Raw genomic sequence first — 26,264 nt, forward strand, 5'->3', positions numbered from 1 at the left:
GGAGTGAGCTTGCTCACGAAGGCGATCTACCGGGGCCGTATCGGCAGGCTGACCTGACACCTTCATGAGCAAACTTAGCCCCACAGTCGGTTATTCAGCGTTCTTAAAGCTCGATGCTCATGCCATCGAACGCCACTTCGACGTTCCGCCGCGCCAGTTCAGCGCGCTCGGGCGAGTCTTCGTCGAGGATCGGGTTGGTGTTGTTGATGTGGATAAGCACCTTGCGCTGTTGCGGCAGCTTCTCCAGCACTTCGAGCATGCCGCCGGGGCCGTTTTGCGCCAGATGACCCATTTCCGTCCCGGTGCGGGTGCCGACGCCACGGCGCTGCATTTCATCGTCATCCCACATCGTACCGTCGACCAACAGGCAGTCGGCGCCGCTCATTTTCTCCATGAGGGCATCGTCGACTTTACCCAGGCCCGGCGCGTAGAACAGTTTGCCGCCCGTGCTCAGGTCCTCGACCATCAAGCCGATGTTATCGCCCGGGTGCGGGTCGAATCGGCGTGGCGAGTAGGGCGGTGCCGCACTGCGCAGCGGAAACGGCGTAAAGCGCAGATTCGGGCAGGCCGGAATGATAAAGCTGCCTTCCAGCTCGATGCGATTCCGGGCCAGGCCGCCGTTCCAGTGTGTGAGCATGTTGAACAGTGGGAAACCCGTGCTCAGGTCCTCGTGGACCATGTCCGTGCACCAGACCTGATGCGGGCAGCCTTCACGCAGGCTCAGCAGCCCGGTGGTGTGGTCAATCTGGCTGTCCATCAAAATGATCGCGCTGATCCCGGTATCGCGCAGACCACGATTGGGCTGCATCGGGGCAAAACCCTGAAGTTGTGCGCGGATGTCGGGAGAGGCGTTGCACAAGATCCAGTTCACACCGTCGTCCGACAGCGCGATGGACGACTGGGTGCGCGCGTGCGCCCGCAAGCTGCCGTCGCGAAAGCCTGCGCAATTGGCGCAGTTGCAGTTCCACTGAGGGAAACCACCGCCGGCGGCGGAACCGAGAATCTGGATGTGCATGTGAACCCCGTAGCGACGGGCCAGGCGGCCCTGAAATCTGAATCGCGTTAATAAAAAAGCCCCGGCGAACCGAGGCTTCTCACCGCGCAACAATCAACGGCTTGCGAAGTACATGGTGACTTCAAAGCCGATACGCAGATCAGTGTAAGCAGGTTTAGTCCACATAGTTGACTCCTTCTGGGTTAGTGCAGCGGTGGGTGAGTACATTTGTTAGTGCTCCTGCGAGCGGAGACGTTCAAATGCTTAGGGGCCTATGTTACTAAAATTATCGGAGGGCCAATGATGAAATATCCGATAAAGATCCTTGCACAACGGGCAATGATCAGCTGTTTGCGGGCCGCTGCAGGGGCGGGCTAGAACGAGACAGGGCGGTTCGACAGGCAGAGCCGCGCGCCGTCCGGTTGTGCCAGGCGACGGGCGGCTTCGAGCAAGGCGGCTTGCTGAAGATGTGCAAGCGAATGTTGCAGGCGGGCGCCGTAGTCGCTGCCGTGGCCTGCCAGATGCGCTTGCCAGAGCAGCTCGGCGGCTTGCGAGTGTTCCATGTCAGCCGTATCGAGCTGGTCCTGCAGGATGTTTACCTGCGCGGGTAAGTCTGCGGCGTTGATTAATGTCGGCAGATGCTCGATGAACGTCTCTACGTACGCGACAAGCTGTTCCGCGCTCGCACTGGGCGACTGCACACCAAACAACAGACCGCCATGCCCTGCGATCTGTCGGAAACCGCTGAAAACCGCGTAACCCAACTGCAATTCGACCCGTAGGCGCTGATAGAACGGCCCCTGCATCAGTTGTGCGAACAGTCGCCACGTGGCTTCGTCGCGGAGAGAATCGGATGGCGCTGGATAGAACATCAACACCGCAGTTTCGGAAGATTCTGACGGTTCGATTTGCCACCGTGTGCCTGTGCCTGTGCCTGTGGCTCGAGGTGTCGCGAGTGCCGAACCCTCCGGGAGACCGTGGATGAGCCGGGCGGCGTGGCTCAACACATTTCGCGCTGAGGGTGTAAAGCCCGTGGCAAACCCTGTCCAGAACGCCTCTGCCCAGACGCGCTGCAGATTGTCAGTCTGCTGGGTGACTGAGCTGTTCAAATAATGATCAGGTAAGGTCTTCAACAGCTGACGTATCGGGATGAGGGCCGGTTCATTAGCTGGCGCAGCGTATCGCGCGAGGGTCTGCGCATCCGGCTGGACGAGCAGACGCAGCGCCTGTTCCAGCACGGCGGGCAACGCTTCCGCCAAGCCTGAGACTTTCAATTGCCAGAACCTGCCGTAGGAACTGAATGCCAGGGTGACCCCCGCTTGATTGGCTTGAGCGGCCAGTGGTTTCAGGCTTTCCTCCAGCATCCGTGCGAGCTTTGGTTGCGCAGCGACGAGCGTCCATCGCAGGTACAGCGCGGCCTCGCCGTTTTCTGGCAACGCATCGCTGAATGTCAGCGCAGGCAAGTGCAGGTTCGGCGCAGTGGCTGGCGTTGCCTGCTTTAGAAGGGGATTGGGTTCGGGCAACCGCCAATGGACGCTTGAGGCCTCGTACGCCGAAGACTCGCCTTGCGCCTGCAACAGCGTCTGTGGTGTGAGCTGGCTGAGCAGTGCGTCGACCACATCTTCCGACAGGCCCGCCGCATTAGCTTCAGCGCTGAAATAGCGCGCCAGCGACAGCGCACCGCTGACGGCCAGACGCCGTTGTTCCAGCCGCGCGTATTCTTCGAACAAAGGGTGGTAACGGGATCTGAAGAAGGCGATCCAGCTGAACACCAGCGCTGATACCTGCGATGACGCAATTGCAGTCTTCGCAGCCCATGCGACTTCGATGTCGATTACTGACTGGCCGCCAAACTCATACATGACCTCGGCCTTCAGCGATTCAATCAACCCTCGTTCGCGCAGTTGCGCCACCAGGCCTCCCTCTTGCGGGTCATTCATCCAGGTGCAGAGAAATGCGGCAGCTTGTTCCTGCCCTGCCGGCAGTCCTTCGCACGCAAAAGTCAGATGCATCCGACGCTGGTCAGGGACCGCATGTGGCTTCGGTCCCTCATTGAGCAATGCAGGCGGTTGCTGTTGATGAACCCGAATGCCTTGAGCGAAATACCCGCCAAACTGCGCCGCCAGCTTCTCCAGTTCATCCAGCGATTGAGGCCCCGCGAGGCTCAACGTCATCTGCTCGGCCTGATAAAACCGTCGGTAGAAATCCTGCAGCGCATGCTGAAACGCCTGACTCGGCACTGGAAAGCTGAAGCGATTCCCTGCATGAAATCCGCGCAGGGGATGCGCCGCCGACAAGGGCTGCAGGCGTTTCAGCAGATCGCGGGAGGCATCGTCTCGCGACCAGGCGATGAATTCCGCGTGCAAGACCTCTCGTTCTCGCAGCTGATCTGGAATCGTCATACGCGGATGGGCGAGCATTTCGCACAGCCGCTCAAGACCGCTGGGGAACACGGCGCGCGGCAGTTCGAAGAAAAAGTCAGTGGTGCGCTCGCGTGTGCTGGCGTTCACTTGCCCGCCATGACGCTGCACGAACGCCATCAGCTTTTCGTCGCCCGCAAAGCACTCGGTGCCGAGAAAGAACAGATGCTCGAGGAAGTGCGCAAGCCCCGGCCATCGAGCTGAAACATCATGACTGCCTGCGGCCACCCGCAAGGCCGCAGCGCAACGCTTCAAACGCGGTGCGGAAACAAGCGCCACTTTCAAGCCGTTGGGCAGGGTCAGGGATCGTTGGCTGATGGGGTTGGGCATGGCGCTTGTGGTGTTTGATGACTAAGCGGCCATGCTAGCGGATAAACGGGGGTGCCGGTGTGGGAGATACGCAGTGGCGACGCAGGATGATGACCCTACGGCTTACCCAGCCCCGAATAAAAGCCCGGCCGGCGATCCTTGAAATATGTGTTGATCGCTTGGGATTCGCTCATCGCTCCACGATCCAGGTCCGCCATCACCAAGGCTTCATCCTGACCCGCAAGACCGATCTGCCGACCGTCCGGCGCGCAGATGCTGCTCAAACCGCAGTAATGGATCTCGCCCTCACTGCCGCAGTAATTGGCGTAAACCAGATAACACTGATTTTCGAACGCGCGGGCTCGCACGGTGACTTCCGCGACGAAATCGTAGGGCGCCATGTTGGCGGTGGGTACAAGGATCAGGTCTGCGCCGGCCAGAGCCAGACGCCGCGTATTCTCGGGAAACTCGACGTCGTAGCAGATCAAAAAACCAAGCCTCCAGCCCTCGAATTCCACCACTGGAAAGTGCTCATCGCCCGCGCTGAACATCGCGTTGTCCAGCTCGCCATACAGATGGGTCTTACGGTAATTGCAGAGCCGAACACCTTGCGCGTCGATCAACTGCACGGCGTTGTAAACCTGATCGTCGCCGCTCAACTCCGGGTAGCCGTACAAAATTGCGACGCCCGCGGCCTTAGCGATCTCGGCAATCTTCAGCGCCGCCTGGCCGTCGCTCGCTTGCGCCAACTCCCGCGCGGCCTGGGCACCGATGTTGTAGCCGCTGAGAAACATCTCCGGGAAGACCAGCAGCTTCGCGCCCTGCGCCGAGGCTTTAATCGCCTGGGCTTCCAGGCGCCGAAGATTGGCGCTGACGTCCAGCGGCAATGGCGGGCATTGGTAGAGGGCGACGCGCATTTGGGGCTTCCTTATTCTGGCAAAACGATCGGGCCGATTTCATGGAACACGTCGCCGGGTCCCGGGTTCTCGGCGTGAGTCTTGCCGCCGAAGTGGGTCATGATGCCCCACACCGCATTCAGCGACGTCTGCACTGCGCCCTCGACCCAGGCGGGTGTCCAGGAGACGTCGTCGCCGGCGATGAAAATGCCGCGTTGCTCGTCAGGCATGTCCTTCTGCATGAAGTGCGCGTACATCCGCTGGTTGTAGCGGTAGTGGCCCGGCAGCGCGCCTTTGAAAGCGCCGAGGAAGTGCGGGTCGGATTCCCACGACACGGTGATCGGGTCTCCGATGACGCGCGCGGCGATATCGACCTTCGGGTAGATCTTTTTCAGCGCCCCAAGCGCCAGGCTGACGCGTTTTTCAACGGGGTGCGGCAGCATTTTCAGCGCGTCGCTCATCCACGAGTACGACAGGCAAATTACGCCCGGCTTTTCGACGCCGTTGGAATAGGTGCCGTTATCGAACAGATAGGTGCCACGGGTCAGGCGATCGGTCAGGGTCATGCTCATCAGGTCGCGGCCGGTCTCCGGGTCTTTGTCCTTCCAGAACGGCCGGTCGACCATGACGAAAGTCTTCGACGCCTGCATGTAGCGCGTGCGGTCCAGCGCCATCCACATCTTCTGCGAGAACAGCGATTCTTCGCACTCGATCTGGGTGGTCAGCAACCAAGTCTGGCACGTGGCCAGAACCGCATCGTAATGGCGAACGTCACCCAGATTGTCGGTGACCGCGAACTGGCCGTTGGTGGCCCGGCTGATGCCCTTGACCCCCGTGCGCGGGGCGCCCCGGTGCAGCGTCGACAGGCTGGTGCCCTCGGGCCAATGCGCGCACCGCTCAGGGGCGTGGCGCCAGATGCCGATTGGCACTTGCCCGACGCCGCCGACGATCAGGTGTTGGTGATCGTCGCAGTTGGTCATGACCACGCGGAAGATCTCCAGCATCGAGTTCGGGAAGTCCGAGTCCCAGCCACCGGTGCCGAAACCGACCTGACCAAACACTTCGCGGTGATAGAACGACAGTTTGGCGAAGGCTTTGGACGTGGCGACGAAATCATAGAACGTGCGGTCGTCCCACAACGGCACCAGCTTGTCCCACAACTCTTTCAGCCGAGGCACATCGCGGTCGCGGATGGCTTGCTGAATGTCGGCGAACTGCGAGCCGTCTTCCAGCGCGTCGGCCCAGGCGTCGGCGACTTCCTGAAACAGCGCAGGCAAGTCCGACAGCTTCTGTGCGTAGTGGGTGCTGCCTTCCAGGTCAATCACCGTGCTGCCGGACGCAGCCGTCAGCGGGTTGGGGAAGGGTTTGGATTCCAGGCCGAGCTTGTCCACGTAGTGATAAAAAGCGGTGGAGGAGACAGGGAAGCGCATGCCGCCCAGCTCGGCGATGATGCCTTCAGCGCCTTCAAACTGTTGCGAACGCAGACGGCCGCCCATTTTGGAGGCTTCATAAACGACAGGTTTGAGGCCCAGCTTCATCAGCTCATAAGCCGCCACCAGCCCCGCGATGCCGGCGCCCACAATTGCCACCTCTTTGCCGAGGTTTTCCGTAGGAATGCTGCCCAGGCCCGCCGGGTGTTCGATCCAGTCATCGAAGGCGAACGGGAAGTCCGGGCCGAAAATCGTGATCGGTTTCTTTCCGTTGGCAGGGTGACGATTGTTCTTCATGACTGACCTTGTTCGACTGGTGCGCGAAAGTGGACAAGTCTAGATAACAGTTGGGACGTTAATAAGACGCAGAGTGTCGTCGTTGTGTCGAGAATGCCGTCAAAGTGACGGAGTATTTCGTCACATTGTCAGAAACGGCAAGTCAGGACGGCTGGCCGCGGTCGATCTTGCTGCTCAGGATGATCGACGTGGTGGTCTTCTCGACGCCATCGACACTGCCGATCAGATCGAGCATCTGGTCCAGCTGCTCCGGCGAATCCGTGCGCAGCCAGGCGACGTAATCGAATTCGCCACTCACGGCGCACAACTGTTGCACCTGCGCGAGCGCACTCAGCCGCCGCAACACTTCCTTGCCGGAGCGAGGCTGCACGGTGATCCCGACATATGCCTGCAGACCACCGTCCACCAGCCGCTGACCCAGACGCACGCCGTAGCCTGTGATGACTTTGGCCTTTTCCAGGCGCGTCAGACGCGAGGTCACGGTCGTCCGCGCGATGCCCAATTGCCGAGCCAGGTTGGCGACCGGTTCCCGGGCATTGATTTGCAGCGCGGCGATCAGTTTGCGGTCGATGTCGTCGAGCGCTGGTGGATGAATGTCAGGCAAGGGCGGATCTCCTTCGGCAAGCGGGGCATGTTAGGAGATTCTGTTGGGGTGTGGGTGATATTCGAACGGCAATGCTCACCATCAGCTGAAGCGTTTTGCGCTGTTCGTCCAGCACGAATGGGCGTCAGAGAACTAGCGTCGGTTGTGTAAGACTTTTCTGTGCTGTAAGGGTTTTGTCATTCTTCTGTCACCCCCGGCGTGCCTAAATTCTCTCCCCATCCCTTTGAATCCACGCCGGGAGCCTCGTCATGACTCTGGATTTCTCCGAAACCGCCCGCTACATCCAGGCCGACATCCTCGACAGCTTCGACGAAGAACTGGAAATGGAGTACGACGACGCGCGCCTGGATGGCTTGTTGGCTGACTTAGGTGAGGAGGTGCCCAAAGGGATTGATCGCCGCCTTTACTTCCGTGAACTGCTGCGCCTGCAAGGCGAGCTGGTGAAGCTGCAAGATTGGGTAGTGAGCCAGAAGCTCAAGGTGGTCGTGCTGTTCGAAGGCCGGGATGCGGCAGGCAAGGGCGGTGCGATCAAGCGCATCACTCAGCGGCTCAATCCGCGGGTTTGCCGCGTCGCTGCACTGACCGCGCCGAGTGAGCGCGAGCGCACGCAGTGGTACTTCCAGCGCTACGTCGCGCACCTGCCTGCGGCCGGCGAAATGGTGCTGTTCGACCGCAGTTGGTACAACCGGGCCGGCGTCGAGCGGGTGATGGGTTTCTGCAATGACGATGAGTACGAAGAGTTCTTTCGCACCGTCCCCGAGTTCGAAAAAATGCTGGTGCGCTCGGGCATCATCCTGATCAAGTACTGGTTCTCCATCACCGACGACGAGCAGTACCGGCGCTTTCTGATGCGCATTCATGACCCGCTGAAACAGTGGAAGCTCTCGCCGATGGACCTTGAATCCCGTCGTCGCTGGGAGGACTACACCAACGCGAAAGAAGAAATGCTCACCCGTTCCCACACCGACGTCGCGCCGTGGTGGATCGTAGAAGCAGACGACAAGAAGCGGGCGCGCCTGAACTGCATTCATCACCTGCTGGAGCAGATCCCGCGCGGCGATACCGAGACACCGCAAGTGGTGCTGCCGGAGCGCGAGTACAACGCCAATTACCTGCGCGCACCAGTGCCCCGCGAGATGGTCGTTCCGCCAGTGTATTGATCACAGCGCTGGCGTGGTTCAGATCTTCCACCCCGGCGCTGTTTTCGCCAGTCGCTGTTGCAGGCTTTCGAGATTCTGCGTGAACTGGCGGGTCATCAGCTGATAACCGAGCACCTCGGTCGAGGCGGTCGGAACGTCAGGCCCGACGGTCAAGCTCTCGGTCGGCCGCTGCAAACGCTCAGTCGCGCCGGTCTGCAGCGCGCGGGCCATGCCGATCAACATGCGACGAATGCGGCGTTGCTCCGCCGTCACGCCTGTACTACCAGTGTCTGCCGGACGCAGGTTCGAAAGAATCTCGAGGATGCTTAGGCACATGCGGAAATGGCGCTGAATGGCGTCCAGCTCAACGATCGAAATCTTCACTTCCTTGGACACCGACGGCATGAGCGAGCGCAGCTGCAACAGCGTCGCGCCCATACGAGCCGTCAGCTTCACGTGCTCATCCGCAGTGATCGACTGCCCGCTGGCGATGCGGTCGTAGGCCAGGGCACAGTCTCGCAGGCCACTCGCCAGGTTGTAGCGCCACGAATACACGGCGTACAACGGCAGCGCGAACGAAAACGCCAACGCCAGGGCGATGCCGATCAGGATGTCCACCGTCCGCCACAGCCCGTCTGTGATCGGGTTGTCACCGTGCCCCGCCACGATAAACAGGGTGATCGCCGACAGCAGCGCCGTATAACCACCCTTGCCAATCGCGTGATAGGCGAAGAAACCGCAGATCAGCGACATGACCACGTACGTCAAAAGCGGCATGCCCAGGTAGCTTTCCTGCGCCACGATCGCCAGGCCCAGCGCCGCACCGATCAATGTCCCGTAAGCCCGCTCCACCGACTTTTTGCCGATATTGCCGTGGTGCTGCAACCCGCCAATCACGATCAGCATTGTCACCGACGCCCACTCACCGTGGGGCAAATTAATCCCTGTCGTCAGAAGAATCGACACCAGTAACCCGACCACGATGCGGCCGGCGTGAATGTAGCGGGCATGGCGATAGCGGCGGTATGGGTCCAGAAGCGGACGCAGGGCGCGGCGAAGCCAAGAGGGTAGGGAGGCTGTGTTCATGGGGTTACAGACCATGGGGAAGGTGAATATATCCGAAGCCCGTTTAAAGCAGCGCGTCACTACCTCAGTAAACTCGTTCATAAATCCATCACATGTGAGATGTTGCGCGCCTGCCTGAATGCGCGTAGGGTGCGTTGCTATCACATGTGATGTTCGGGAAAAACTTCAATGGCTCGGAAAACTTCAACCGACTACATGCGCGAAATGCGCGCTCGGCTGACCGCTGCCGGGTACGTGAAACGAGAGCTGTACGTACTTCCAGAAAACGCGGAAGTATTGAGAGACATCGAAAAAGTGCTGCGCCAGCCCTACTTGGGTAACCGGATCAAACTGGAGGGATTCATGACTGAGAATACCAATTGGACCATCAACACACTTCATTCGGCGTTCGCCGAACTGGATGTGGTGAAAGACAAAGAGATCGAGCTGACCCTCATTCAAGGCGCCGAGCCAAGTCTGAGTCTGGTCATGAATCAGTTCGGCGGCTTGCCGATCATCATTGCCATCGCGGGCGACCAGATCCTGGTTGATTCCGTCCTGGTCTACGCCTCTCAGGTCAAAGACCCAAAGTCTTTCAACGAGACAGTTCTGCGCAGTCGAGACCTTTTCCCGCTGTCGTCGATCGGCATCGAGACCATGCCAAACGGTGAAACCGTCTACAGCATGTTCGGCGCCCTGAGCGCTGCCTCTTCGCTGACGGTCATCGTCCACGAAGTGCTCACGCTGGCAGACAACGTGATTCGTGCGGCTGATGCCTACGAAGACCTTCTAACAGTTGATTCACAGTAATCGGGAGACACATCTATGAGCCTTTGGAAAAAAATGGTCACAGCGCTGCGTGGTGGGGCTTCCGAGGTGGGTGAAGCCATCGTCGATGCTCAGGCACTGCGAATCCTCGACCAGGAAATCCGTGACGCCGACGCGTCAATGCTCGCGGCGCGCAACCAGCTGATCCAGATCAAAGCCAAGCACAAGCTCTCGCTGCAGCGCGTCGAAGAGCACGACAAGAACATCGCCAACTGGGAGCAGAAAGCGCTCGCGGCGATGAATAAAGGCGAAGAAGCCCTCGCCCTCGAGTGTGCCGAGAAAGTGGCCGAACTGACGGCCCTGCGCGATCAAGAGAAACTTGCCGCCGACCAGTTTGGCGTGCATGTGGCCAAGCTGACCGCGCAGGTCATCAAAGCCGAAAGCCAGATCAAAGGCCTGCGTCAGCAGACCGATATGGCCAAGGCCCGCGACAGCGTGCAAAAGGCGCAGATCAACGCGGCGGCTGCAACGGGCGGCGCCAATGGCCGACTCGAAACCGCAGTGGGTTCGCTGGCACGTATCAAGCAGCGTCAGGATGAACAGGACGCCAGGCTTGAAGCGGCCGATGAGCTGACCGAGGCTGCCAATGGCGGCGATCTGGAGCGTCGTCTTCAAGATGCCGGGATCGGCGCAAAAACGGGCGGCGCAGCTGACGTTCTGGCCCGCTTGAAAGCGCAAAACCAGAGCGGTAACGCTGGGCAATAAGCACCGTTGAACAGAGGCAGCCGGGTTTCCGTCTGCCTTTTTTCGGTTTCAGTTTTTGGGTTTCAGCGGTGTGCAGATGAACATCGGAAATGGACTACGAACGATACTCTGCCTTGCCGCTTTGATGATTGTTGTGCAGATGGTTAACTCCCTGACCGCCAACAGCCTGCTGTCCCACGGCCTGGTGCCGAGAACGTTTTCCGGCCTGCAAGGCATCGTGTTCTCCCCGTTTTTGCATGGTTCGGTCCGTCACCTGCTGAGCAACCTTCTGCCTTTTGTGGTGCTGAGCTGGCTGGTTGCGACCGAGGGGCTTCAACGTTACGTCCGTGTGGTGCTGCTGATCGTTGTGCTGGGCGGGATGATGGTCTGGGTGGTTGGCCGGCCGGTCATCCATGTGGGCGCCAGCGGGCTGATCTTTGGTTTGTGGGCGTACCTGCTGGCGCGCGCGTGGTATCAACGCAGCCTGGCGAGTTTCGCGATTGCGCTGGTGACCCTGCTGGGCTACAGCGGATTGATTTTCGGCTTCATCCCGGTACCGGGCGTATCGATTGAGTCACACCTGTGTGGCGCGCTTGCCGGTATTGTGACGGCCTGGCTGATGCACTCGCGGCGGCTTGTCGAGCGAGGTCCGGCGCAGTGAGTGGCAGAACTTTTTACCTCGCCTCGGCGCGAATTCAAGGAGATGAAACATGAGCTGGATCAAACGCGCTTTAGGCCTGGAATCACCCAATCCTTCGGGCGGCTCCAATCCCCTCGCCGGTGCAAGCCTGGCTAATCCGTTCGGGCTGGCTACCGGTCGTATGCTCGACCTCGACGACTCGCTCAAGCTGATGCTCGACGGCCAGTCCGAGCTGGTGGTCCCCAATGAAGAAGTGGTCTGGTCAGTAGGGCAGGTCGACCTCGGGCAATCGGTCCGTCTGGTGCGCTTCTATTTCGAAGACGAAGATTACTGGATGCAGGTCATGATGAACGGGCCTGCCGCCGAAGACGTTCAGGACATCATCCTGTTCGGCTACAGCAGCGTCGTGACCATCAACAGCGAGGCGGAGCTTAAGCGTCTGGTGGGGCCAGCCTCCAAGGTCGGTCTTCCGGTGTTTGAGCACGACGGCTGGGAGTACGGGCGTCAGTGGGGCACGGAACAAGGCCAGACCGAGCTCACGCCCATGGACGAGCAGGTCGTCAGTCCTGACGGTGCTTACCGCATCAAACACCTGAGCATGCTGTACGCGCGGGACACCGGATTGGTGGATCGTCGCGAGTTTCTGCTGCTGTCTGTCGAGGAAGATGAGGAGGGCATTGTCTCCTTCACCACGTCGGTCGGCGTGACCCTGCAGTCCACTGATTTCACCGTCATTTAAAAGGAAGTAAAAAATGCTTGAAGCGCTTCGTATGTCCGTCAGCTTCCAGTCGTTGCTGAGTTTTGTGATCTACATCATTGTGGCCGGCGGATTATTCGCGTTGTTTCAGATGGCCTACACGCGGCTGACGCCGCACAAGGAATTCGCCCAGATTCGTGAGGGCAATGTTGCCGCCGCCGTCGCCCTGGCCGGTGCGCTGATCGGCTTCGCCTTGCCTGCCAGCAATGTCATCACCTACAGCATCAGCGTACTGGATGTGGTGATCTGGGCAGTCATTGCGGCAGTCGTACAGCTGCTGGCCTTCACCGCCACCAGCATGGTGCTCAAGGATCTTTCCGCACGCATCACCCGAGGCGAGCTTGCGGCGGCCATCTACGCCGCCAGCGTCTCGATCAGTGTCGGTTTTCTCAACTCGGCCTGCATGACGCCGTCGACCTGATCGCCCGTTATCGAAAGGAGTTATCGATGAGACGTAGTTCCCTCAAGCTGGTCCTGGCCAGCACCCTGCCGCTGGCGATCAGCGCATGCAGCAAATCCGACACCGTAGAGGTTTCCGCGCAGCAGACCTATCCGTCGGTCCAGGCCTGTGTGGATCAGAAAGTCCCGGTCGACATCTGCTCGGACGCTTACATGAACGCGCTGGCGGAGCACCGCCGCATTGCCCCGACCTACGACGACAAGACTGCTTGCGAAGCAGATTTTGTCCCCGATTACTGCCAGCAGAATGCCGATGGCAAGTTCACGCCCAAGCTCGGCGGTTTCCAGCTGGAGGTTTCCGGCGAGCTGCCCAAGTCCCAGGTCGACGCAGCGAAGGCACAGGCTAACCAGTCCGGTGGCGGCGGTGGTGGTGGCTTCGGTTCCGGGGTGAACGGGTTCCTGATGGGCATGCTCGTCAGCAACATGGTCAACGGATTCTCCGGCGGTGGCGGTCGTTACTACGCCCAACCCATTTATCAGGAGCGGGACTCGCGGGGTGGATACGGGTATTCCACACTCTCGCGCCAGATCGAGCAGGGCAAAACCTTCGGCAACTCCACCCAGGCGCGAAGCAGCTCGACCGGCACTTACAGCAAAAGCACCCTTGGCCGTAACTCCTCCGTCTCGTCGTCTGTTTCCCGTGGCGGTTTCGGCAGCCAGGCCACCGCTCGCAGCGGTTGGGGCGGCAAAAGCAGCGGCTCAAGCTTCGGCGGATAACAGGGACGTTACCCATGAAAAGGATCAGCATCCAGGAACGTCCTGACTGGCGGCAGACGGCCGAGCGTGAGGGTTTCAACTTTCACACCATCGACGGCGAGCGCTACTGGGATGAGCGGGCCTACTACCAGTTCACCGAAGCGCAGATCACACGCGACATCGAAGCGCCGACCCAGGAGCTTCATGCCATGTGCCTGGACATCGTGGAAAAGGTTGTCGAGAGTGAAGAGCTGCTGACCCGGCTGGCCATTCCGCCGGCGTTCTTCGATCTGGTCCGCACCTCGTGGAAGGAAGGTCACCCGCATCTGTATGGCCGTTTTGACTTCAGCTATGACGGCGTCAACCCGGCCAAGCTGCTGGAAGCCAACATGGACACGCCTACCTCAGCCTATGAGGCGGGCGCGTTTCAGCTCATCTGGCTTGAAGAGCAGATCCAGCGCGGCGTATTGCCGGCCCACGCTTCGCAGTTCAACTCGATGGCGGAGGATCTGGTCCGGGCTTTTGCGGCGATCAGGGCAGGCGGGCCTTTCTACTTCTCGTGCATGTCAGGCTCGATTGAAGACCGAGGGACAACCGAATTCCTGCGCAAAATGGCCGAGCACGCTGGCATCGAAACCCGCCACATCGACATCGAAGACATCGGCTTGAACGCCAGCGGCCGATTTGTCGACCTCGAAGGCCGCTGGATCGAACGCATCTTCAAACTGCACGCTTGGGAGCATGTCTTCCACGAGCCCCACGGCCAAGCCATCCCGCAGTGCGACACGCAATTCATCGAACCTGCCTGGAAGGCGATCATTTCCAACAAAGGCATCCTGCCGTTGCTATGGGAGTTCAACGAAGGGCATCCCAATCTGCTGCCGTCCTTTGTCGATAAACACCCACAATCCGCAGTGCCAAAGGGTTGGGTGCGCAAACCGTACTTTTCCCGCGAAGGCGCCAACATCGAAATCCGCACCCCGACCGACCAGGTCATTTTCGAAGACGGCCCCTACAACGATGCGCCCTACATCCTCCAGGCGTTCGCGCCGTTGCCTCGTTTTGGCGACAGCTACACGCTGATCGGATCGTGGGTGGTGGGTGATACGGCTTCGGGGATTGGGATTCGGGAGGACGACAGCTTGATCACCAAGGACAGCAGCCGGTTTTTGCCGCATGTGGTGATTGATTGAGGTTGTGATGAGCACCGGTGCGGGTGCCGCGCAAGAACAAAAAAGCCGCGCAATGCGCGGCTTTTTATTTGGTGGGCCCACACGGACTCGAACCGTGGACCAAGGGATTATGAGTTGGTGGGCGAGCTGATATGCCTAGACAAAACGTTCGTAAGTGAGCGTAGCTTGGCATAGCTGGAGACCCCGTGATACGTGGTGTTGACCGTAATTTTGATGAGATTATCTTAGCTGATTACTGTACTGGAGATGTACCGAATGAACCACCTTTAGGACAGGCGGGTGGCAAATAAAACAGAGTCACAGGCAAAATATCCTTGCATTCATTTTAATATTGAATATATTCAGATTAGGCTTGAATATATTTGAGGACGATCATGAATACTGAAACGGGTACTTTTTTGGCTGAGGTGCGTAGCGCGTCAGGGGTTACACAGAAGCAGATAGCTGAGCGGATGAGCGGTAATCAAACACGTGTGTCAAGGATTGAGTCTGGTGACGGCGATGCTGCTGACGTCGATGCTTATCTCACCGCAGTTGGCACCCAGCAAGCAGAGCAATTACGTGAACTGCTAAAACAGAGTTGGAACAACCTGCCCCGACCATCACTCCGTCATCGCGACCTTGAAACGTTGGTAGCCGTAGAGCAGGGTCTTGCGCGCGTTCGGGCATTTCTAAATGACGGGCAGGTCTCCACGGTTCTCGCAGGCCAAGCACAATTGCTTGATCGGCGTCTGGAGGAAGCAGGAAGATATCTACTTTCGCTAGATCATGAAGTCGTTTACGTTGGAGAGATTGGCGTCGGCAAGACAACTGCTGCTTGCCGGCAGGCGGGACTAGTCGTGGATGAGGCTACTGCTGCGGATCTAAAAGGGATGCTGCTAGATACCGGCGGTGGCCGTACTACTTTATGCGATGTGCGCGTTGAGCCAGGTGAACGCTTTGCGCTCATTCTAGAGCCTGTCAGCGATGAGGAAGTTTACAAGTTGGTCACAGAGATTTGCCGGAGCCTTTACGAAAGGGCCTCAGGTGAGTTTTCTCAAAGCACCGTTGAGTTCAAGCCGGCAGAAGAGGTCGAGCGAGCCCTCCGTAATATGGCTGGATTGCATCGCCCTACGCGCGCTCGCAAAGGCCAAGTAACGGCACCTGATCCTGCAATTGAACTATCGAAAAGCTTCCTCTCTCTGGACGCGTTTGCTGCTGAGTTTGCTGCAAGGCTTACCTTGTGGCGTCGCAGCCGACGGACTATAGAATTCGAAGGCGTGGATGAGAAGGACGGCCGTCAGTGGCTACGCTCCACCTTTACTGCAATCAACAACGGCAGGCACGAAGAATTCTCCTTACCTGGCCGTGTCACAATCACCGTACCATTCGCCTTAGTACCTGACTCGCGCTTGTCCATTGCCATGATTGATACCCGAGGAGTCGATGGCAGTGCGGTTCGCCCCGACATTCTTGAGCATCTGAAAGACTCTAGAGCAATTACGCTTTTGTGCTCCAAGTGGGGCAGTGCGCCAGACCCCAGTGTTCAAGCCCTCCTTACGCACGTTAATGAGACAGACGCCGATCCAGCACTACTCAAGCGAGTGTCAATTGTCGCGCTCGCCCGCCAGGGTGACGCGCTTTCGATGCGGCATGATTCGGGGGATGCTGCTGAAGATATTGACGAAGGTTACGACATTAAAATTGGCCAAATCGAGGATGCTCTTCAGAAAATCGGCTTAGCAGGGATTGAAGCATTTGCTTTTGATGCCAGCACTGATGACCCTTCTTCGCTGACGCACTTCGTGTTGGATCGCATTTCGGCAATGCGGGGCACACAGGCTGACTCCGCAAAGGCAACGATTGCTACCATTGATCAGATGATTGAAAACCGTGCACAGGCTACCGCGATGGCAGCATTGAATACGGTAAGCGGTAATCTTGATCGATTTGCAAATCGCAATGCTCAGTTATGCGGCATGCGCCGTCCTGCTTACGATCTCCTTCTTGGGGTCGTTGGCCAGCTCCATGCTCGAACAGTTTGGGCTGCAACTCGGCGGGCTGGTCGCTTCTGGAACTTCAGCGCTTATCAATATTTGGGCGACGGCGCGGCTGCTGAAGCCAAGTTTAGATCATCAGCAATACTTGCTGGCTTAACCGCCGTTATCGAATCCGATCTGGATAACGAGGAGCTCGAAAGCGTGCGGGGCTTCCTGCAGCAAGTGCAGGCCGACGCTGCTCAGTGGGACGCCGACTTCGTTAATGCTGCTCGTCATCACGCTATCGCCGTGTATACACTAGCACTTAGTCAAGACCGCGAACTTTGGGATGATTGCGAAAAAGAATACGGCTACGGCTTGGGTGGATACCGTGCGGGGGTCAAGGATAAGTTGCGTGCTTGGTTTGAAGAACACATGGACCTGCGTGAAGAGCTCGAAAGACGCATAGCGCGCTCTTGGCAGACGAGCTTCATTGCTCCTTTGAAGAAGGCCGCGGGTACAGCTGAATCAACTGGTGAAGCCTAATGCTACCTGGGAATCCAATCTAGGCTGATTCATCTTGTTGTAGGCCTCTGCTGAAACCGGTGTGTAAATCATGTCCGTAGTAGGCAGGGGCTAATTTTAGATGAAGAGCAACTAGTCGAGGTCGAGAATTTGCTTAACGGCCACTAACTCCCTGTGTTGACGAAGATACACGATTGCGGCCCTCGAGAGTTTTGTAGTTTCTCTAGTCATTGCTCTTAGTGTCAACTTTGCCTGCAGAACCTCGTTTGGAGCTCCATATTTTATTGTTTTTATTTGTTTTTCTATTTCTATCCTTATTCTGTTGCGCGCTCTGTTGATACGTGTTTCATGTAGATGAAAGATATCTATTGAATTAGAAACTTTACGTTGTTCTTCTAAGTTTGCTTCAGGCTTCGCTTCGGGTCGACCGTCCCCATCAAACCAAAGCAGCTTCCAATCGTCAGGGTCGAATGGATCAAGGAAGTCTGGCTGTTCTTCTTGCCACGGCTGCTCAGGCGAATAAGCTCTTTTTTCAGGGTTGACGAGAGGGAATTTACATGCCTTTCCTCCTTGAGTTAGTTCAAAATTTCTTCTACTGTTACAGAAGGTACACGCGCAGCGATAGTTTTCCCAATTGAATGCTAACCACCAGTACCCGTCGTGTTCTTTATCATTTTCAACTTTGTTCTTAGGCCGGAAATGATCCACTGGCATGTCGGCGCGAATATCCTCGGCCTCACAGTACCAGCATTTTTTCTTTAGGTTCTCTGGGAGAGAGGCATAGAAATCTCTCCAGATATCTGTGGAACTTGTTTTTTTTAGAATTTCTTTACGTTTATCGACCGACTCAGCTTCTTGCAGCTTCTGCAAAGCTTCAGCGGCTGTATTACGCCAAAGCTCCGTTAAACATTCTTGAATGTCTTCCTTGCAAATCCAGCGCATTAGAGTGTTTCTCCTAGCTTGCTATGATACTTTTGGACTAGGTAATCCATATAGTCTACATCATCTGTTGAAAGGCTGAATCCTAACTCATCGAGTTCGGCGTTGATTTCTCTGAGCTCTACCTCTTCTTCCTTGGTTATACTTTCTTTGCTGGCTAAAAAATTTCTCCGAGTTAGTTTGTCCTGGGTAATACCATCCAGTGTGGTTTTTAGACCAAACATATCGCTCCGTAGCATGAGGTTTATACCCATTCCGCGCGGACTTTCTAATGGTATTTCTGCGGTAATGCGGTTTGCGTCTTTTTTCATAACCTGAACCTGACCGCGCTCAAGCTCTGCAATGGCTAATGGGTGGTGAGTCACCATTAATAGATGGCTGGTCTCATGGTTTGGCACGAACTCCCGCAAAAAATTAAGATACTTAACAGCCCATGATGGATTGAGATGCGTGTCGGGCTCATCGAGTAGAAATAGAGAATCTTTACCTCCTGTGAAGTTAAGCAGGCCTAAAACTGTGAGGAGCTGCTGTTCGCCCTCACTGAGCTCTCTAAATGTTAGGGGTAGTTCACTATTAGTTACTTTGACTCTAATGCTAACTTCGGAAATGATTTCGGACAAAAGAGTGCTTTCTAGCATTTTAAAAAGTTCGTCGGGTGTCAGGTCTTTAGCGAATGTTTTTAAAGATTCTAAATCTGGCAAAAATAAATGAAAAAATTCATTTTTTATATTTTTCCCAGTTAGAGTAATATCCTCTTTTCTTGTTATTTTTGTCGGCGCTAAGGCATATGGGAAAAGGGCGTCTAAGAATTTTCGAACAACGCCATCTGCGCCCCAAAATAGTTCATTTTTGTCCTTCGCCCAAGAAGGTTGGCGCATCACAAAGTGGATGCTATCTAAACTCTCAATGCCAAGGTGTGTGCGCAGGAATACTCTTTCTGGGCTGTCTTGCTCTGCGAGAAAGAAAGAAAGTAATACAAATTGGCTGTGGTTCGGTTTTGCATAGAAAAGTGGGCGTATATCCCCTTTTAAATTTACATTGTTTTTTAATAATTTTTGATAAAAATCTGTGCGATGCTTTCGGAAGTATTTTTCAAGTCGGTCGCTAGGGCCTGAATAATATGCAAATAGATATTTTGGTAGATAGGCCGCAACCCCAGTCTTTTTGTTTCTTTTTACTTTTGAAAATGGAATGATCTGAATTTCGGATGCTTTCAAGCTTTTCGCCGTTACGAGGTACTGCTTCGCCAGTGTGCCCCTTTCAGGGTCCGCGTCGATTGTAATTTCTTCCCATCGGTCGGACTTTTCTTCGCCTAGTCTATAAGTGATGCTGTAAGAGAACGGTGGTGGCTCTCCTAGATCTAGGTTGCGAAAAATAGAAACAAGTGCCTCTAGTACGTTGGATTTTCCAGAACCATTACGTCCAACAATGACGGTCATTAAATTGTCTTCGTCAAAGTCAACTCTAACATTATCTAGATTTTTAAATCGGGATCGAATGTGTAGTTTGTCAACTTTCATTCCGCGTTTTCCATGTTGGTCAGTGAAAACCAGTCTTCGTGACTGTTTTTGGGGCGGTGTTTAATGATTGTTGTTAGAAATAGTTGTTTTCTTAAGTCAAGAAAAAACTGCTCCATCTGGTCAGTGCCAGCATCGCTTGAATAGCCGGCGAATTTAAGAAGTTCTAGGCTTGTTAAAGGGCTGCCTGCCTGAACCAGCGCGTCAACAACAGAGATGATTTCTTTCTGAGCTGCTTCTTTGTCTAGAATCATACTATTGATTGCTCGCATTATTTTAGGTGTTGTAGAGCGTTGAGTCTTGACGCGATCAAGTAAAGCGGCGGCCGGCTCGTCATTAAGGTCGTGAGGGACTAATTCTCCTCGGAATGCTTGAGCCAAGATGCTTTGGCTCAATCGATCGATACGGATTTTGGCAGCTTGGACCTTGCATTCCAGCACATCCACTAACGCGAAAATTTTTTCAACGCGACGGGCGATTTCGATCTGCTCGTCTAGCGTAGGGAGAGGAATTTGAAGGGCGCGAACATCGCCGATGTTGATCCCGCGAACTGCAACTCCTCGTATTGCGTTTTTCATCCGGCGTTGAGTTGAGTTTGCAAGCAAAACCAGATAGACATAATTTGTTGATATCTCGGGTGATATCGACAGACGTGCCGTGTCCTGTGTGATATTTGCTCCTTCTAGCTCTGTCGGAATTTTGATTAGTCTTCCAACGCTTCCTCTAATCGAGAGGAGCAAGTCTCCCGCGGATAGCCGTGCGCGCTTGTATTGGGTATCAATTTCTGGGCTTGTTTTCTTGATCCCCTCAATATTTAGTTTATTCCCTGGAAAGTCGGCAACGCGAATGTAGGGGACGCCTTCATCTAACTCTGGGCCCGGTTTAAGAATTCCATAAGTAATTGGTTTGCCAGGGGTGCAAATATCTCTTAGAACTGCGATCTCCCACTCTTCTGGCAAATCATTAGCGGAAAGGTCATGAGCCTTCTCTGTCGGCTCTGATGCATTGCTACGTGCATGTCCGCCTTCGGTTTCGTGCGCCTTCTTGATTTTTTTATGAAGCTCTATGGCACTCATAGATGGAGAAAAACCTCCTCTCCAATCCTCTGTTAATTGTCCAGATGTTGCAGCTGACAGGATGGATTGACGGAGAAGTTTAAACAGCTCTGGAATATTATCTATACGAGTTTTGATGTTTTTGAGTTTATCCTGTAAAGCGTCAATCTTCTCAGCGATACGAATTTGTTCTTTTAATGGAGGTAGCGGAATAGTTAAGTTATACGCGTCTTGGCGATTTAATCCAGGTATGGCGGTAGACTTATTCAGCTCGCTCAACCTTAGTTGCTTCAGTAAATAAAAGCAGAATTTTGGGCTAAGATAATCAAAATTATCGACATAATAAGTCGTGTCTATAGGAGAACAATTTTTTTCTGAAAAGCATACCTCTCCAACACTGCCTTTACGTCCAATAATAATGGTTGGTGCTGCTGAGAGCCAAGATGAGTGATGGCCCACGATACCGTTCGAACCGTAAACGGGAAATTTGCCTCCATCTCGATTAGCTGCAGGTAGAGATTTACCGTATTTGAAATCGATAACCTCTCCGAGTGTCACTGCAAGCCACCCTTGTGGCAGCTCACTCATCTTCAGCCGCTCCTTCATCCGCGCCTAATCCCATTACCTCTGACATCAACTGTTTTTGCGATGACACTTCATACCCCGCCCCGAGTACTTCTATTAGCTGTTCAAGCTCACGCAATGCGTCGGTCAGTTCGGCCAAAGCTTCGCCGGCTAGCGCTTCCGGTGTGGATAGGTCTGAAGACGAAAGACTTTCAGCGGACTTGAGCCAACTGATATCCAAAGAATCGCCTCGCTCTCGGATCTGATCACGGGTAAAAACCCGGAATCGGCTAAGCTCACCGACACCTTCAACATTCTCGGAGCGTGGACTATTACCGTTAGCATCCTCGCCGTATGCGTGCTCGAAGGCTTTGAGGTTGTTTTCACTGAAAGGCGTACGTTTTCCAAAGTTTGGCATATTGCTGCGAAGGTCATATATCCAAACCCTTTTAGTGCAACTCTTTTCCTGTCGTGGATTGTTGACAGTACCTCGTTGAAAGAAGAGCACATTTGTTTTGACACCTTGAGCGTAGAATATGCCGGTGGGAAGACGCAATATGGTGTGTAGGTTGCACCTTTCTAACAAGTCGCGGCGAACGTCGGTCCCGACGCCTGCTTCAAACAATACGTTATCCGGTAGTACAACGGCAGCACGCCCGCCGGGTTTAAGCCCTAGATAGATGTGCTGCAAAAAAACTAATTGCTTGTTGCTGGTCTTAAATAAGAGATCATCGCGAGTCGGGCCCCCGCCCCCCTTGGCAGTACCAAATGGGGGATTTGAAAGAATTATGTCGACCTTTGGTTGATTCGCACCGGTTGGGCCGAGAGCGCTGCCCAAATGTACAATACCTTCCATACCGTGCAACAATGTATTCATAAGTGCCAATCGGCGTGTACCTGGTACTAGTTCGATGCCAGAATATGCGCGAGACCTCTGAAAATTACGTGCTTTCTCACTCAGCTTTTGGAGATCGTCAGTTTGGCTTTTGATATAAGCGTCGGCGGCGATTAAAAAGCCAGCGGTTCCCGATGCTGGATCTTGAATAGTTTCGCCGGCTTGTGGTCGTACGCATCGAATAATACTGTCAATCAGTGGGCGCGGCGTGAAGTACTGACCTGCTCCTGATTTGGTTTCATTGGCGTTCTTTTCCAGCAATCCTTCGTAGAGGTCGCCAAGCCCATCCTCTCGGGCGCTAAACCAGTCAATGCTGTCCAAGCTCTTGATCAGTTGCTCAAGGTGATGTGGCTCTTTCAGGCGCGTTTGAGCTTCGGCATAAATGGCCGCGATCAATGGGTCCTTATTATTTCCAAGATCAACTAGCAACTGCCTGTAATGGTCGAGCAGTTGTTGTCCAGTTTTTTCTGCTAGATCTGGCCATCGGGCACCGACCGGTAGCTTGTGGCTGAAATCAACATTGTTCTGGACTTGCTCATATTCCATCTTAATGAATAGAAGTAGCACAAGTTCGGTAACGTAATCACTGTAATTGATGCCGTCATCGCGGAGGATATCGCAGAGAGTCCATAGCTTCTGGACGATGTCGCTGTTATTCATGTGTTTCTCGCGGAGGCGTCAGTATTAGGGCGGTGGTTGCGGGGCAATCGCTAGGTGTCGAATGCATACTGCTTAGTTTTTTCCACTTTGCATTACGTCCTTTTCCTGTAGGCTCAATTAAACCGCCTGCTTTTAATGAGCGGAGAACCAAACGTACGGTGTCCCGGCTCACGCCGGGGCAAGACTTTTCGATCTCTGAAATCGAAAATAGTCCGGTGCGCTTAAGTGCTTCAGCTCGAACTCTGGCGCTCTTTCCTCTAGGAAGGTAGTCAATAGTGCCTACGCGCACCTCAAACTCCTTGTAAGCACGTAGCAAAGCTCCCCAGAAATAGTTGAGCCATGGTTGGACATCGTGTTCACCTTCATGCCAGCCCTGTGAGCTTGTTTCAAGGGTTCTGTAGTAGCTCTCCTTAGAGTCCTCGAAAATACGCTCAATGCTGATGAAGCGGCCTACGGAATAATCAAGCTGGTAAAGCAGTAGCAAGGTAAGCAGTCGCGCTACGCGGCCATGCCCATCTGAAAACGGATGTATGCAGAGAAAATCGAGGATACTAAGTGGTACTAGGACCAACGGGTCGGCTAGATTCTGGTCTAACGCAGTCTGGTAGCGAATGATCGTATCGGCCATCGCCATTGGCCGAAAATGTCCTTCGAGCGGATGTGAGCCAACGGTTGAGCTGCCAGCAGGGGGACAATCAATTGTGTTGTTTGTTGTCGCTTTCCCATAGTTCTCTTCCTGTGGCAGATACCGGCAAAGCATATTATTTAGCTGCTGGATGATACCCTCAGATAACGGCGATACGGCTGCTGCTTCGTGGATTAAAGCAAGAGCATCGCGATATCCGGCTACTTCTTGTTCTGAGCGGGTTTTGGGCTCCGCATTTTTCATGATGAGCGATTTCAGCCGCCCAGATGCTACAACCACACCTTCCAAGCGATTCGATGACTCGGAGGACTCAATGGCCGCGAGTTGTTTGAGGCCTTTGAGAATCCGTGGACGGTGAGCTACGAATAGCTGTTGCTTGCCCCGAAGCTCGCCGAGTGAGCGCAACGTAGCAATCTGAAGACCGTTATAGCGTAGCCCTGAGAGGAAGTCGGGTGTAAGAGAGTGCATCAGGCGTCCCTGTCTTTCTAATGGGGTGATCCTAATGCATAACAGGGTATTTGGTTAGTGCTTTACCCCATTTAATGCTGTTGAATCCCGGATTCCTTGAGAAGCCGTTGAGTACTACAGCTTTCCGGTGAAAACCTATCCCGCAGCAGGTCTGATTTCTTCATGCTGGCGTAGTGAGCGTCACATTCCCGGCAGCATCCGAGGATAACGAAATTTTCCTAGATATTTACCCCGTGGGTAGCTGAGCCTTCTCACGAATCAGTGAGTGCCCTACGTATCTTCCGCTGATAACGCCCCCTGCGCTTTTGTCTACCCGCTAATTTTTACCAGGTGCTGCACGAGGCCGCACCAGCCGCCGGGGTGTCTGTTAGGCGCAACCAATCGGCACAGGTCTTCTCCTATTTCCTCCATCCCCTCTTTTTTTCCAAACAAATAGATGTATTGATCGGCAACGCTTTCTAAGTTTTCACGTACCCGGCGTTTCAACTCGACAGTAGTCGCGTTCTGGAGTGCTACTAGTTCGACGTCTGTGCAATCGCGTATTTCTTTGTTCAAAGGTAGTGCGTTTTCACAAGTCATCAGTTTTTTCCTATTTCAGGTTTTCGCCAAAGTAAGCAGGGTCGCGAGGTATTGCTTGCTGACCTGACTCGATTGCGCCGCAGCCTCAGCCGGAGTAAGAATAACTGGATTGCTCTCTCCATCCTCAGCGATTCGTAACAATCCCTCAGGGTTGAAGGGAAGCTTAGCGCCATCGAATATGGCAGAGAGAATGGACTGTAAGTCGGAAATGGTTAGGATTTCACTCGGTGTAGTTCCGGATATCCACGAACCTTCCAAGTTGAAGAAATATGTCTGGAGATCAGTATCGTGGCCGACGACTCCGTGATTAAGCCAGTCATACAAACCGTAACCCAGCAAGTCTTCAAGATCGCTATCTTCATCCGGTGCGCTGATGATCTTAAAAAAACTGTAACGTGACATTGACGCTCCTTGGTAACTAATTTACGTGTGTGCCTGACCAATACGGTAACCAACGCCTCGGCCAGTTTACGAGTAGTGACTTGTGGGTCGGTGATCGCACTGTGAGCATACTCATTCAAGAACCCAACGCTCAAGACTGGCTCGGATAGCTACGTTCACGATATGCGTGTGCCTGTCGATAATTGCACTTAACCCCTTTATCAATTCTGTCTGAACAGGATCATGGACACCCTCATTTAGCTTTCTCGCGATTTGATTCAAATTTTGTCCAATAGCAAGCAGTTGGTAATTGGACTCACCCAGTGCCTCAATATCACTCATGCCGAACTGCGCTTCATTTGTCAGTCCGGCCCGAATTGCATCAATGATCCATCGACGTTGTGAGCATCGTTCGGCCTCATCCCGTTCTGTAAGAGCCGCCTTTTCGGATGGTGTCAGCAGGATCTCAAACCGAACCTTTGGCTCTTCATATGGGATGGGCTTTGTTTGCTGGTAGGTTCTCGAGGGTGGGAGCGATTGAGTTTTTTTAGCTGTAGCTCTATTGCTTCCTTGATTGCTGCGCCGGGCTTCTTGCCCAGTGCCTTGCAGTGTTCGGCCCACGGTTCTTTGAGCGCACCTAAGTACACGTCCATGTACTGGTTCGCCTTAGATACCTTCGATTTCTCCATAACAAGCTACGTCCCCTCTAAACACCAGCGCCCCAAGGGGCAGAAACAAACTACCGGGGTAGTTTACCGGAGGTTAGCCTATCCTGCACTAGTGCTTCACCGTCTTTAAAATTTGTTCATGAACAAGGAAAAACCGTAGTGGAGATGGCGTTGTGTAATACAGCTTTCCGGTGAAAGCCTATCCTGCACTAGGTCTCATATCCCCCAAACATTTGTTCATGAACAAGCTTTCCTTGATGCGGTATGTCGGATAGTTGGGGTAGAGCGAAGGCAGGCGTAGTGGGTGTCATATTACCGGTGGAAGCCTATCCTGCGCTAGATCTCCACTCGCTTTAGTTCTTTTTCATGAACAAGCTTTTAGCAAAGCTCACTGCGTTCCTGATGGCTGAGAATCGCCCGTGTCAGGAAGCATCTTCTGCGAGAGCATCACGAATTCGTATAGGTCAATTTCGCCGGTGATGTAGCGCTGACCAAGGTGTTTCATTCCTTCTGAGGTTTTGAATCCAGAAAGACCAATGGACGCATCGGCGAGGGCGACAGCTTTCTTACGCTGGTTCTGCTCTGCCTCAGAAATCTGATGCTCCGGGGTCTTCCCATCACCGGCTAAGATTTCGGTGCTTCCTTGATGCTGCGTTGGCTCTTGGTTTTCTGAGGTCATGTGGGTTTCTCGCTGTTTGGTTGAACGCAGGAGCGCATCCGCTCTAGTCTTAGGTGCGTACCAAAGTACCAAGGTTTTTGCTGGATGTGGTGTCAAGGGCGGCACCGGAGGCCGCATGCGGAGCGGAGCCGAAGGCGAGCACCGAACGGGTGAGGATGCCGGGCGTAGCCGGACCCTTGATGCCACGGGAAGCGCTGAGCCTATGGTAAGGGGAAGGTCAAGGGCTCTGCCCGCCGTACCTGCCCCCGCAGCCAGTCCGGCAAGTTCGGACACGGGATGCAACCGAAGGGGTTGCCCAAGCGGAGCGCGGAGTTTTCGT

The 26,264-nt window shown here is 54.7% G+C and carries 25 protein-coding genes; 9 read left to right on the forward strand and 16 right to left on the reverse strand.

Annotated elements, in window-relative coordinates:
* Window positions 1–103: 103 nt before the first annotated feature.
* The 6 genes from pqqB to OKW98_RS03825 form a co-directional block, all read right to left on the reverse strand.
* Window positions 104–1,015 carry a pyrroloquinoline quinone biosynthesis protein PqqB gene (gene pqqB, locus OKW98_RS03800; protein ID WP_265388038.1) on the reverse strand — a complete coding sequence of 304 codons (912 nt, stop codon included), beginning with the start codon at window positions 1,013–1,015 and terminating at the stop codon, window positions 104–106.
* A gap of 93 nt (window positions 1,016–1,108) precedes the next feature.
* Window positions 1,109–1,180, reverse strand: a complete 72-nt coding sequence (gene pqqA / locus OKW98_RS03805) for a pyrroloquinoline quinone precursor peptide PqqA (protein ID WP_008365141.1) — start codon at window positions 1,178–1,180, stop codon at window positions 1,109–1,111.
* A 188-nt stretch (window positions 1,181–1,368) separates the two neighbouring features.
* The gene (pqqF, locus tag OKW98_RS03810) at window positions 1,369–3,744 is read right to left on the reverse strand and encodes a pyrroloquinoline quinone biosynthesis protein PqqF (RefSeq protein WP_265388039.1); all 2,376 of its coding nucleotides are present in this window, start codon (window positions 3,742–3,744) and stop codon (window positions 1,369–1,371) included.
* A 95-nt stretch (window positions 3,745–3,839) separates the two neighbouring features.
* Window positions 3,840–4,640: a carbon-nitrogen hydrolase family protein gene (locus tag OKW98_RS03815; protein WP_265388040.1), complete on the reverse strand. Its 801-nt coding sequence runs from the start codon at window positions 4,638–4,640 to the stop codon at window positions 3,840–3,842.
* Window positions 4,641–4,651: 11 nt separating this feature from the next.
* Window positions 4,652–6,346 (reverse strand): flavin monoamine oxidase family protein, encoded by a 1,695-nt coding sequence (locus OKW98_RS03820; protein WP_265388041.1) that lies wholly within the window; start codon window positions 6,344–6,346, stop codon window positions 4,652–4,654.
* Between the two features lie 142 nt (window positions 6,347–6,488).
* Entirely contained in the window at window positions 6,489–6,950 is a 462-nt protein-coding gene (locus OKW98_RS03825; RefSeq protein WP_265388042.1) for an Lrp/AsnC family transcriptional regulator, read from the reverse strand.
* A gap of 248 nt (window positions 6,951–7,198) precedes the next feature.
* Between OKW98_RS03825 and ppk2 the strand changes: the two genes are divergently transcribed.
* Window positions 7,199–8,110: a polyphosphate kinase 2 gene (gene ppk2 / locus OKW98_RS03830; RefSeq protein ID WP_416147991.1), complete on the forward strand. Its 912-nt coding sequence runs from the start codon at window positions 7,199–7,201 to the stop codon at window positions 8,108–8,110.
* Window positions 8,111–8,128: 18 nt separating this feature from the next.
* Here the strand turns inward: ppk2 and OKW98_RS03835 are convergent, their stop codons facing one another.
* A complete protein-coding gene (locus OKW98_RS03835) occupies window positions 8,129–9,175 on the reverse strand; it encodes an FUSC family protein (protein ID WP_265388043.1) in 1,047 nt (348 codons plus the stop codon).
* Between the two features lie 168 nt (window positions 9,176–9,343).
* Between OKW98_RS03835 and OKW98_RS03840 the strand changes: the two genes are divergently transcribed.
* The 8 genes from OKW98_RS03840 (at window position 9,344) to OKW98_RS03875 (ending at window position 16,915) form a co-directional block, all read left to right on the forward strand.
* On the forward strand, window positions 9,344–9,964 hold the full coding sequence (locus OKW98_RS03840; RefSeq protein ID WP_265388044.1) for a YjfI family protein: 621 nt from the start codon (window positions 9,344–9,346) through the stop codon (window positions 9,962–9,964).
* A gap of 15 nt (window positions 9,965–9,979) precedes the next feature.
* A complete protein-coding gene (locus OKW98_RS03845; protein ID WP_074886925.1) occupies window positions 9,980–10,687 on the forward strand; it encodes a PspA/IM30 family protein in 708 nt (235 codons plus the stop codon).
* A 76-nt stretch (window positions 10,688–10,763) separates the two neighbouring features.
* Window positions 10,764–11,327: a rhomboid family intramembrane serine protease gene (locus OKW98_RS03850; protein WP_265388045.1), complete on the forward strand. Its 564-nt coding sequence runs from the start codon at window positions 10,764–10,766 to the stop codon at window positions 11,325–11,327.
* A 49-nt stretch (window positions 11,328–11,376) separates the two neighbouring features.
* Window positions 11,377–12,045 carry a DUF2491 family protein gene (locus tag OKW98_RS03855; RefSeq protein ID WP_265388046.1) on the forward strand — a complete coding sequence of 223 codons (669 nt, stop codon included), beginning with the start codon at window positions 11,377–11,379 and terminating at the stop codon, window positions 12,043–12,045.
* A 13-nt stretch (window positions 12,046–12,058) separates the two neighbouring features.
* Window positions 12,059–12,484 carry a DUF350 domain-containing protein gene (locus OKW98_RS03860; protein WP_265388047.1) on the forward strand — a complete coding sequence of 142 codons (426 nt, stop codon included), beginning with the start codon at window positions 12,059–12,061 and terminating at the stop codon, window positions 12,482–12,484.
* 26 nt (window positions 12,485–12,510) lie between these two features.
* On the forward strand, window positions 12,511–13,239 hold the full coding sequence (locus OKW98_RS03865; RefSeq protein ID WP_265388048.1) for a DUF1190 domain-containing protein: 729 nt from the start codon (window positions 12,511–12,513) through the stop codon (window positions 13,237–13,239).
* A gap of 14 nt (window positions 13,240–13,253) precedes the next feature.
* Entirely contained in the window at window positions 13,254–14,411 is a 1,158-nt protein-coding gene (locus tag OKW98_RS03870) for a glutathionylspermidine synthase family protein (RefSeq protein WP_265388049.1), read from the forward strand.
* A 374-nt stretch (window positions 14,412–14,785) separates the two neighbouring features.
* The gene (locus OKW98_RS03875) at window positions 14,786–16,915 is read left to right on the forward strand and encodes a helix-turn-helix domain-containing protein (protein WP_265388050.1); all 2,130 of its coding nucleotides are present in this window, start codon (window positions 14,786–14,788) and stop codon (window positions 16,913–16,915) included.
* 111 nt (window positions 16,916–17,026) lie between these two features.
* Here OKW98_RS03875 and OKW98_RS03880 read toward each other — a convergent pair whose 3' ends face one another.
* The 9 genes from OKW98_RS03880 to OKW98_RS03920 form a co-directional block, all read right to left on the reverse strand.
* Window positions 17,027–17,836 carry an HNH endonuclease gene (locus OKW98_RS03880; RefSeq protein ID WP_265388051.1) on the reverse strand — a complete coding sequence of 270 codons (810 nt, stop codon included), beginning with the start codon at window positions 17,834–17,836 and terminating at the stop codon, window positions 17,027–17,029.
* Window positions 17,836–19,353, reverse strand: a complete 1,518-nt coding sequence (locus OKW98_RS03885; RefSeq protein WP_265388052.1) for an AAA family ATPase — start codon at window positions 19,351–19,353, stop codon at window positions 17,836–17,838. The genes OKW98_RS03880 and OKW98_RS03885 overlap by 1 nt, the downstream gene beginning before the upstream one ends.
* Window positions 19,350–20,993 (reverse strand): restriction endonuclease subunit S, encoded by a 1,644-nt coding sequence (locus tag OKW98_RS03890; protein WP_265388053.1) that lies wholly within the window; start codon window positions 20,991–20,993, stop codon window positions 19,350–19,352. Before OKW98_RS03890 ends, OKW98_RS03885 begins: the two co-directional genes overlap by 4 nt.
* Window positions 20,986–22,524, reverse strand: coding sequence for an HsdM family class I SAM-dependent methyltransferase (locus OKW98_RS03895; protein ID WP_265388054.1), 1,539 nt, complete (start codon window positions 22,522–22,524; stop codon window positions 20,986–20,988). The genes OKW98_RS03890 and OKW98_RS03895 overlap by 8 nt, the downstream gene beginning before the upstream one ends.
* Window positions 22,517–23,638 (reverse strand): Fic family protein, encoded by a 1,122-nt coding sequence (locus OKW98_RS03900; RefSeq protein WP_265388055.1) that lies wholly within the window; start codon window positions 23,636–23,638, stop codon window positions 22,517–22,519. The genes OKW98_RS03895 and OKW98_RS03900 overlap by 8 nt, the downstream gene beginning before the upstream one ends.
* 309 nt (window positions 23,639–23,947) lie before the next feature.
* On the reverse strand, window positions 23,948–24,217 hold the full coding sequence (locus tag OKW98_RS03905; RefSeq protein ID WP_265388056.1) for a hypothetical protein: 270 nt from the start codon (window positions 24,215–24,217) through the stop codon (window positions 23,948–23,950).
* Between the two features lie 15 nt (window positions 24,218–24,232).
* Window positions 24,233–24,619: a hypothetical protein gene (locus OKW98_RS03910; protein ID WP_265388057.1), complete on the reverse strand. Its 387-nt coding sequence runs from the start codon at window positions 24,617–24,619 to the stop codon at window positions 24,233–24,235.
* A 111-nt stretch (window positions 24,620–24,730) separates the two neighbouring features.
* Window positions 24,731–25,219, reverse strand: a complete 489-nt coding sequence (gene mobC / locus OKW98_RS03915) for a plasmid mobilization relaxosome protein MobC (protein WP_265388058.1) — start codon at window positions 25,217–25,219, stop codon at window positions 24,731–24,733.
* A gap of 435 nt (window positions 25,220–25,654) precedes the next feature.
* Window positions 25,655–25,945 (reverse strand): antitoxin VbhA family protein, encoded by a 291-nt coding sequence (locus tag OKW98_RS03920; RefSeq protein WP_265388059.1) that lies wholly within the window; start codon window positions 25,943–25,945, stop codon window positions 25,655–25,657.
* Window positions 25,946–26,264 lie beyond the last annotated feature (319 nt).

Origin of the sequence: Pseudomonas sp. KU26590 (assembly GCF_026153515.1) — a bacterium.
Lineage (GTDB): Bacteria > Pseudomonadota > Gammaproteobacteria > Pseudomonadales > Pseudomonadaceae > Aquipseudomonas.

Coding starts and splice junctions, on each gene's coding strand:
- OKW98_RS03855 (WP_265388046.1), top strand. CDS start 11,377: ATGAGCTGGATCAAACGCGCTTTAGGCCTGGAATCACCCAATCCTTCG.
- OKW98_RS03900 (WP_265388055.1), bottom strand. CDS start 23,638: ATGCACTCTCTTACACCCGACTTCCTCTCAGGGCTACGCTATAACGGT.
- OKW98_RS03890 (WP_265388053.1), bottom strand. CDS start 20,993: ATGAGTGAGCTGCCACAAGGGTGGCTTGCAGTGACACTCGGAGAGGTT.
- OKW98_RS03840 (WP_265388044.1), top strand. CDS start 9,344: ATGGCTCGGAAAACTTCAACCGACTACATGCGCGAAATGCGCGCTCGG.
- OKW98_RS03860 (WP_265388047.1), top strand. CDS start 12,059: ATGCTTGAAGCGCTTCGTATGTCCGTCAGCTTCCAGTCGTTGCTGAGT.
- OKW98_RS03820 (WP_265388041.1), bottom strand. CDS start 6,346: ATGAAGAACAATCGTCACCCTGCCAACGGAAAGAAACCGATCACGATT.
- OKW98_RS03885 (WP_265388052.1), bottom strand. CDS start 19,353: ATGAAAGTTGACAAACTACACATTCGATCCCGATTTAAAAATCTAGAT.
- OKW98_RS03910 (WP_265388057.1), bottom strand. CDS start 24,619: ATGTCACGTTACAGTTTTTTTAAGATCATCAGCGCACCGGATGAAGAT.
- pqqB (WP_265388038.1), bottom strand. CDS start 1,015: ATGCACATCCAGATTCTCGGTTCCGCCGCCGGCGGTGGTTTCCCTCAG.
- OKW98_RS03850 (WP_265388045.1), top strand. CDS start 10,764: ATGAACATCGGAAATGGACTACGAACGATACTCTGCCTTGCCGCTTTG.
- OKW98_RS03835 (WP_265388043.1), bottom strand. CDS start 9,175: ATGAACACAGCCTCCCTACCCTCTTGGCTTCGCCGCGCCCTGCGTCCG.
- pqqF (WP_265388039.1), bottom strand. CDS start 3,744: ATGCCCAACCCCATCAGCCAACGATCCCTGACCCTGCCCAACGGCTTG.
- ppk2 (WP_416147991.1), top strand. CDS start 7,199: ATGACTCTGGATTTCTCCGAAACCGCCCGCTACATCCAGGCCGACATC.
- OKW98_RS03920 (WP_265388059.1), bottom strand. CDS start 25,945: ATGACCTCAGAAAACCAAGAGCCAACGCAGCATCAAGGAAGCACCGAA.
- OKW98_RS03845 (WP_074886925.1), top strand. CDS start 9,980: ATGAGCCTTTGGAAAAAAATGGTCACAGCGCTGCGTGGTGGGGCTTCC.
- OKW98_RS03895 (WP_265388054.1), bottom strand. CDS start 22,524: ATGAATAACAGCGACATCGTCCAGAAGCTATGGACTCTCTGCGATATC.
- OKW98_RS03880 (WP_265388051.1), bottom strand. CDS start 17,836: ATGCGCTGGATTTGCAAGGAAGACATTCAAGAATGTTTAACGGAGCTT.
- OKW98_RS03870 (WP_265388049.1), top strand. CDS start 13,254: ATGAAAAGGATCAGCATCCAGGAACGTCCTGACTGGCGGCAGACGGCC.
- OKW98_RS03905 (WP_265388056.1), bottom strand. CDS start 24,217: ATGACTTGTGAAAACGCACTACCTTTGAACAAAGAAATACGCGATTGC.
- OKW98_RS03865 (WP_265388048.1), top strand. CDS start 12,511: ATGAGACGTAGTTCCCTCAAGCTGGTCCTGGCCAGCACCCTGCCGCTG.
- OKW98_RS03815 (WP_265388040.1), bottom strand. CDS start 4,640: ATGCGCGTCGCCCTCTACCAATGCCCGCCATTGCCGCTGGACGTCAGC.
- OKW98_RS03875 (WP_265388050.1), top strand. CDS start 14,786: ATGAATACTGAAACGGGTACTTTTTTGGCTGAGGTGCGTAGCGCGTCA.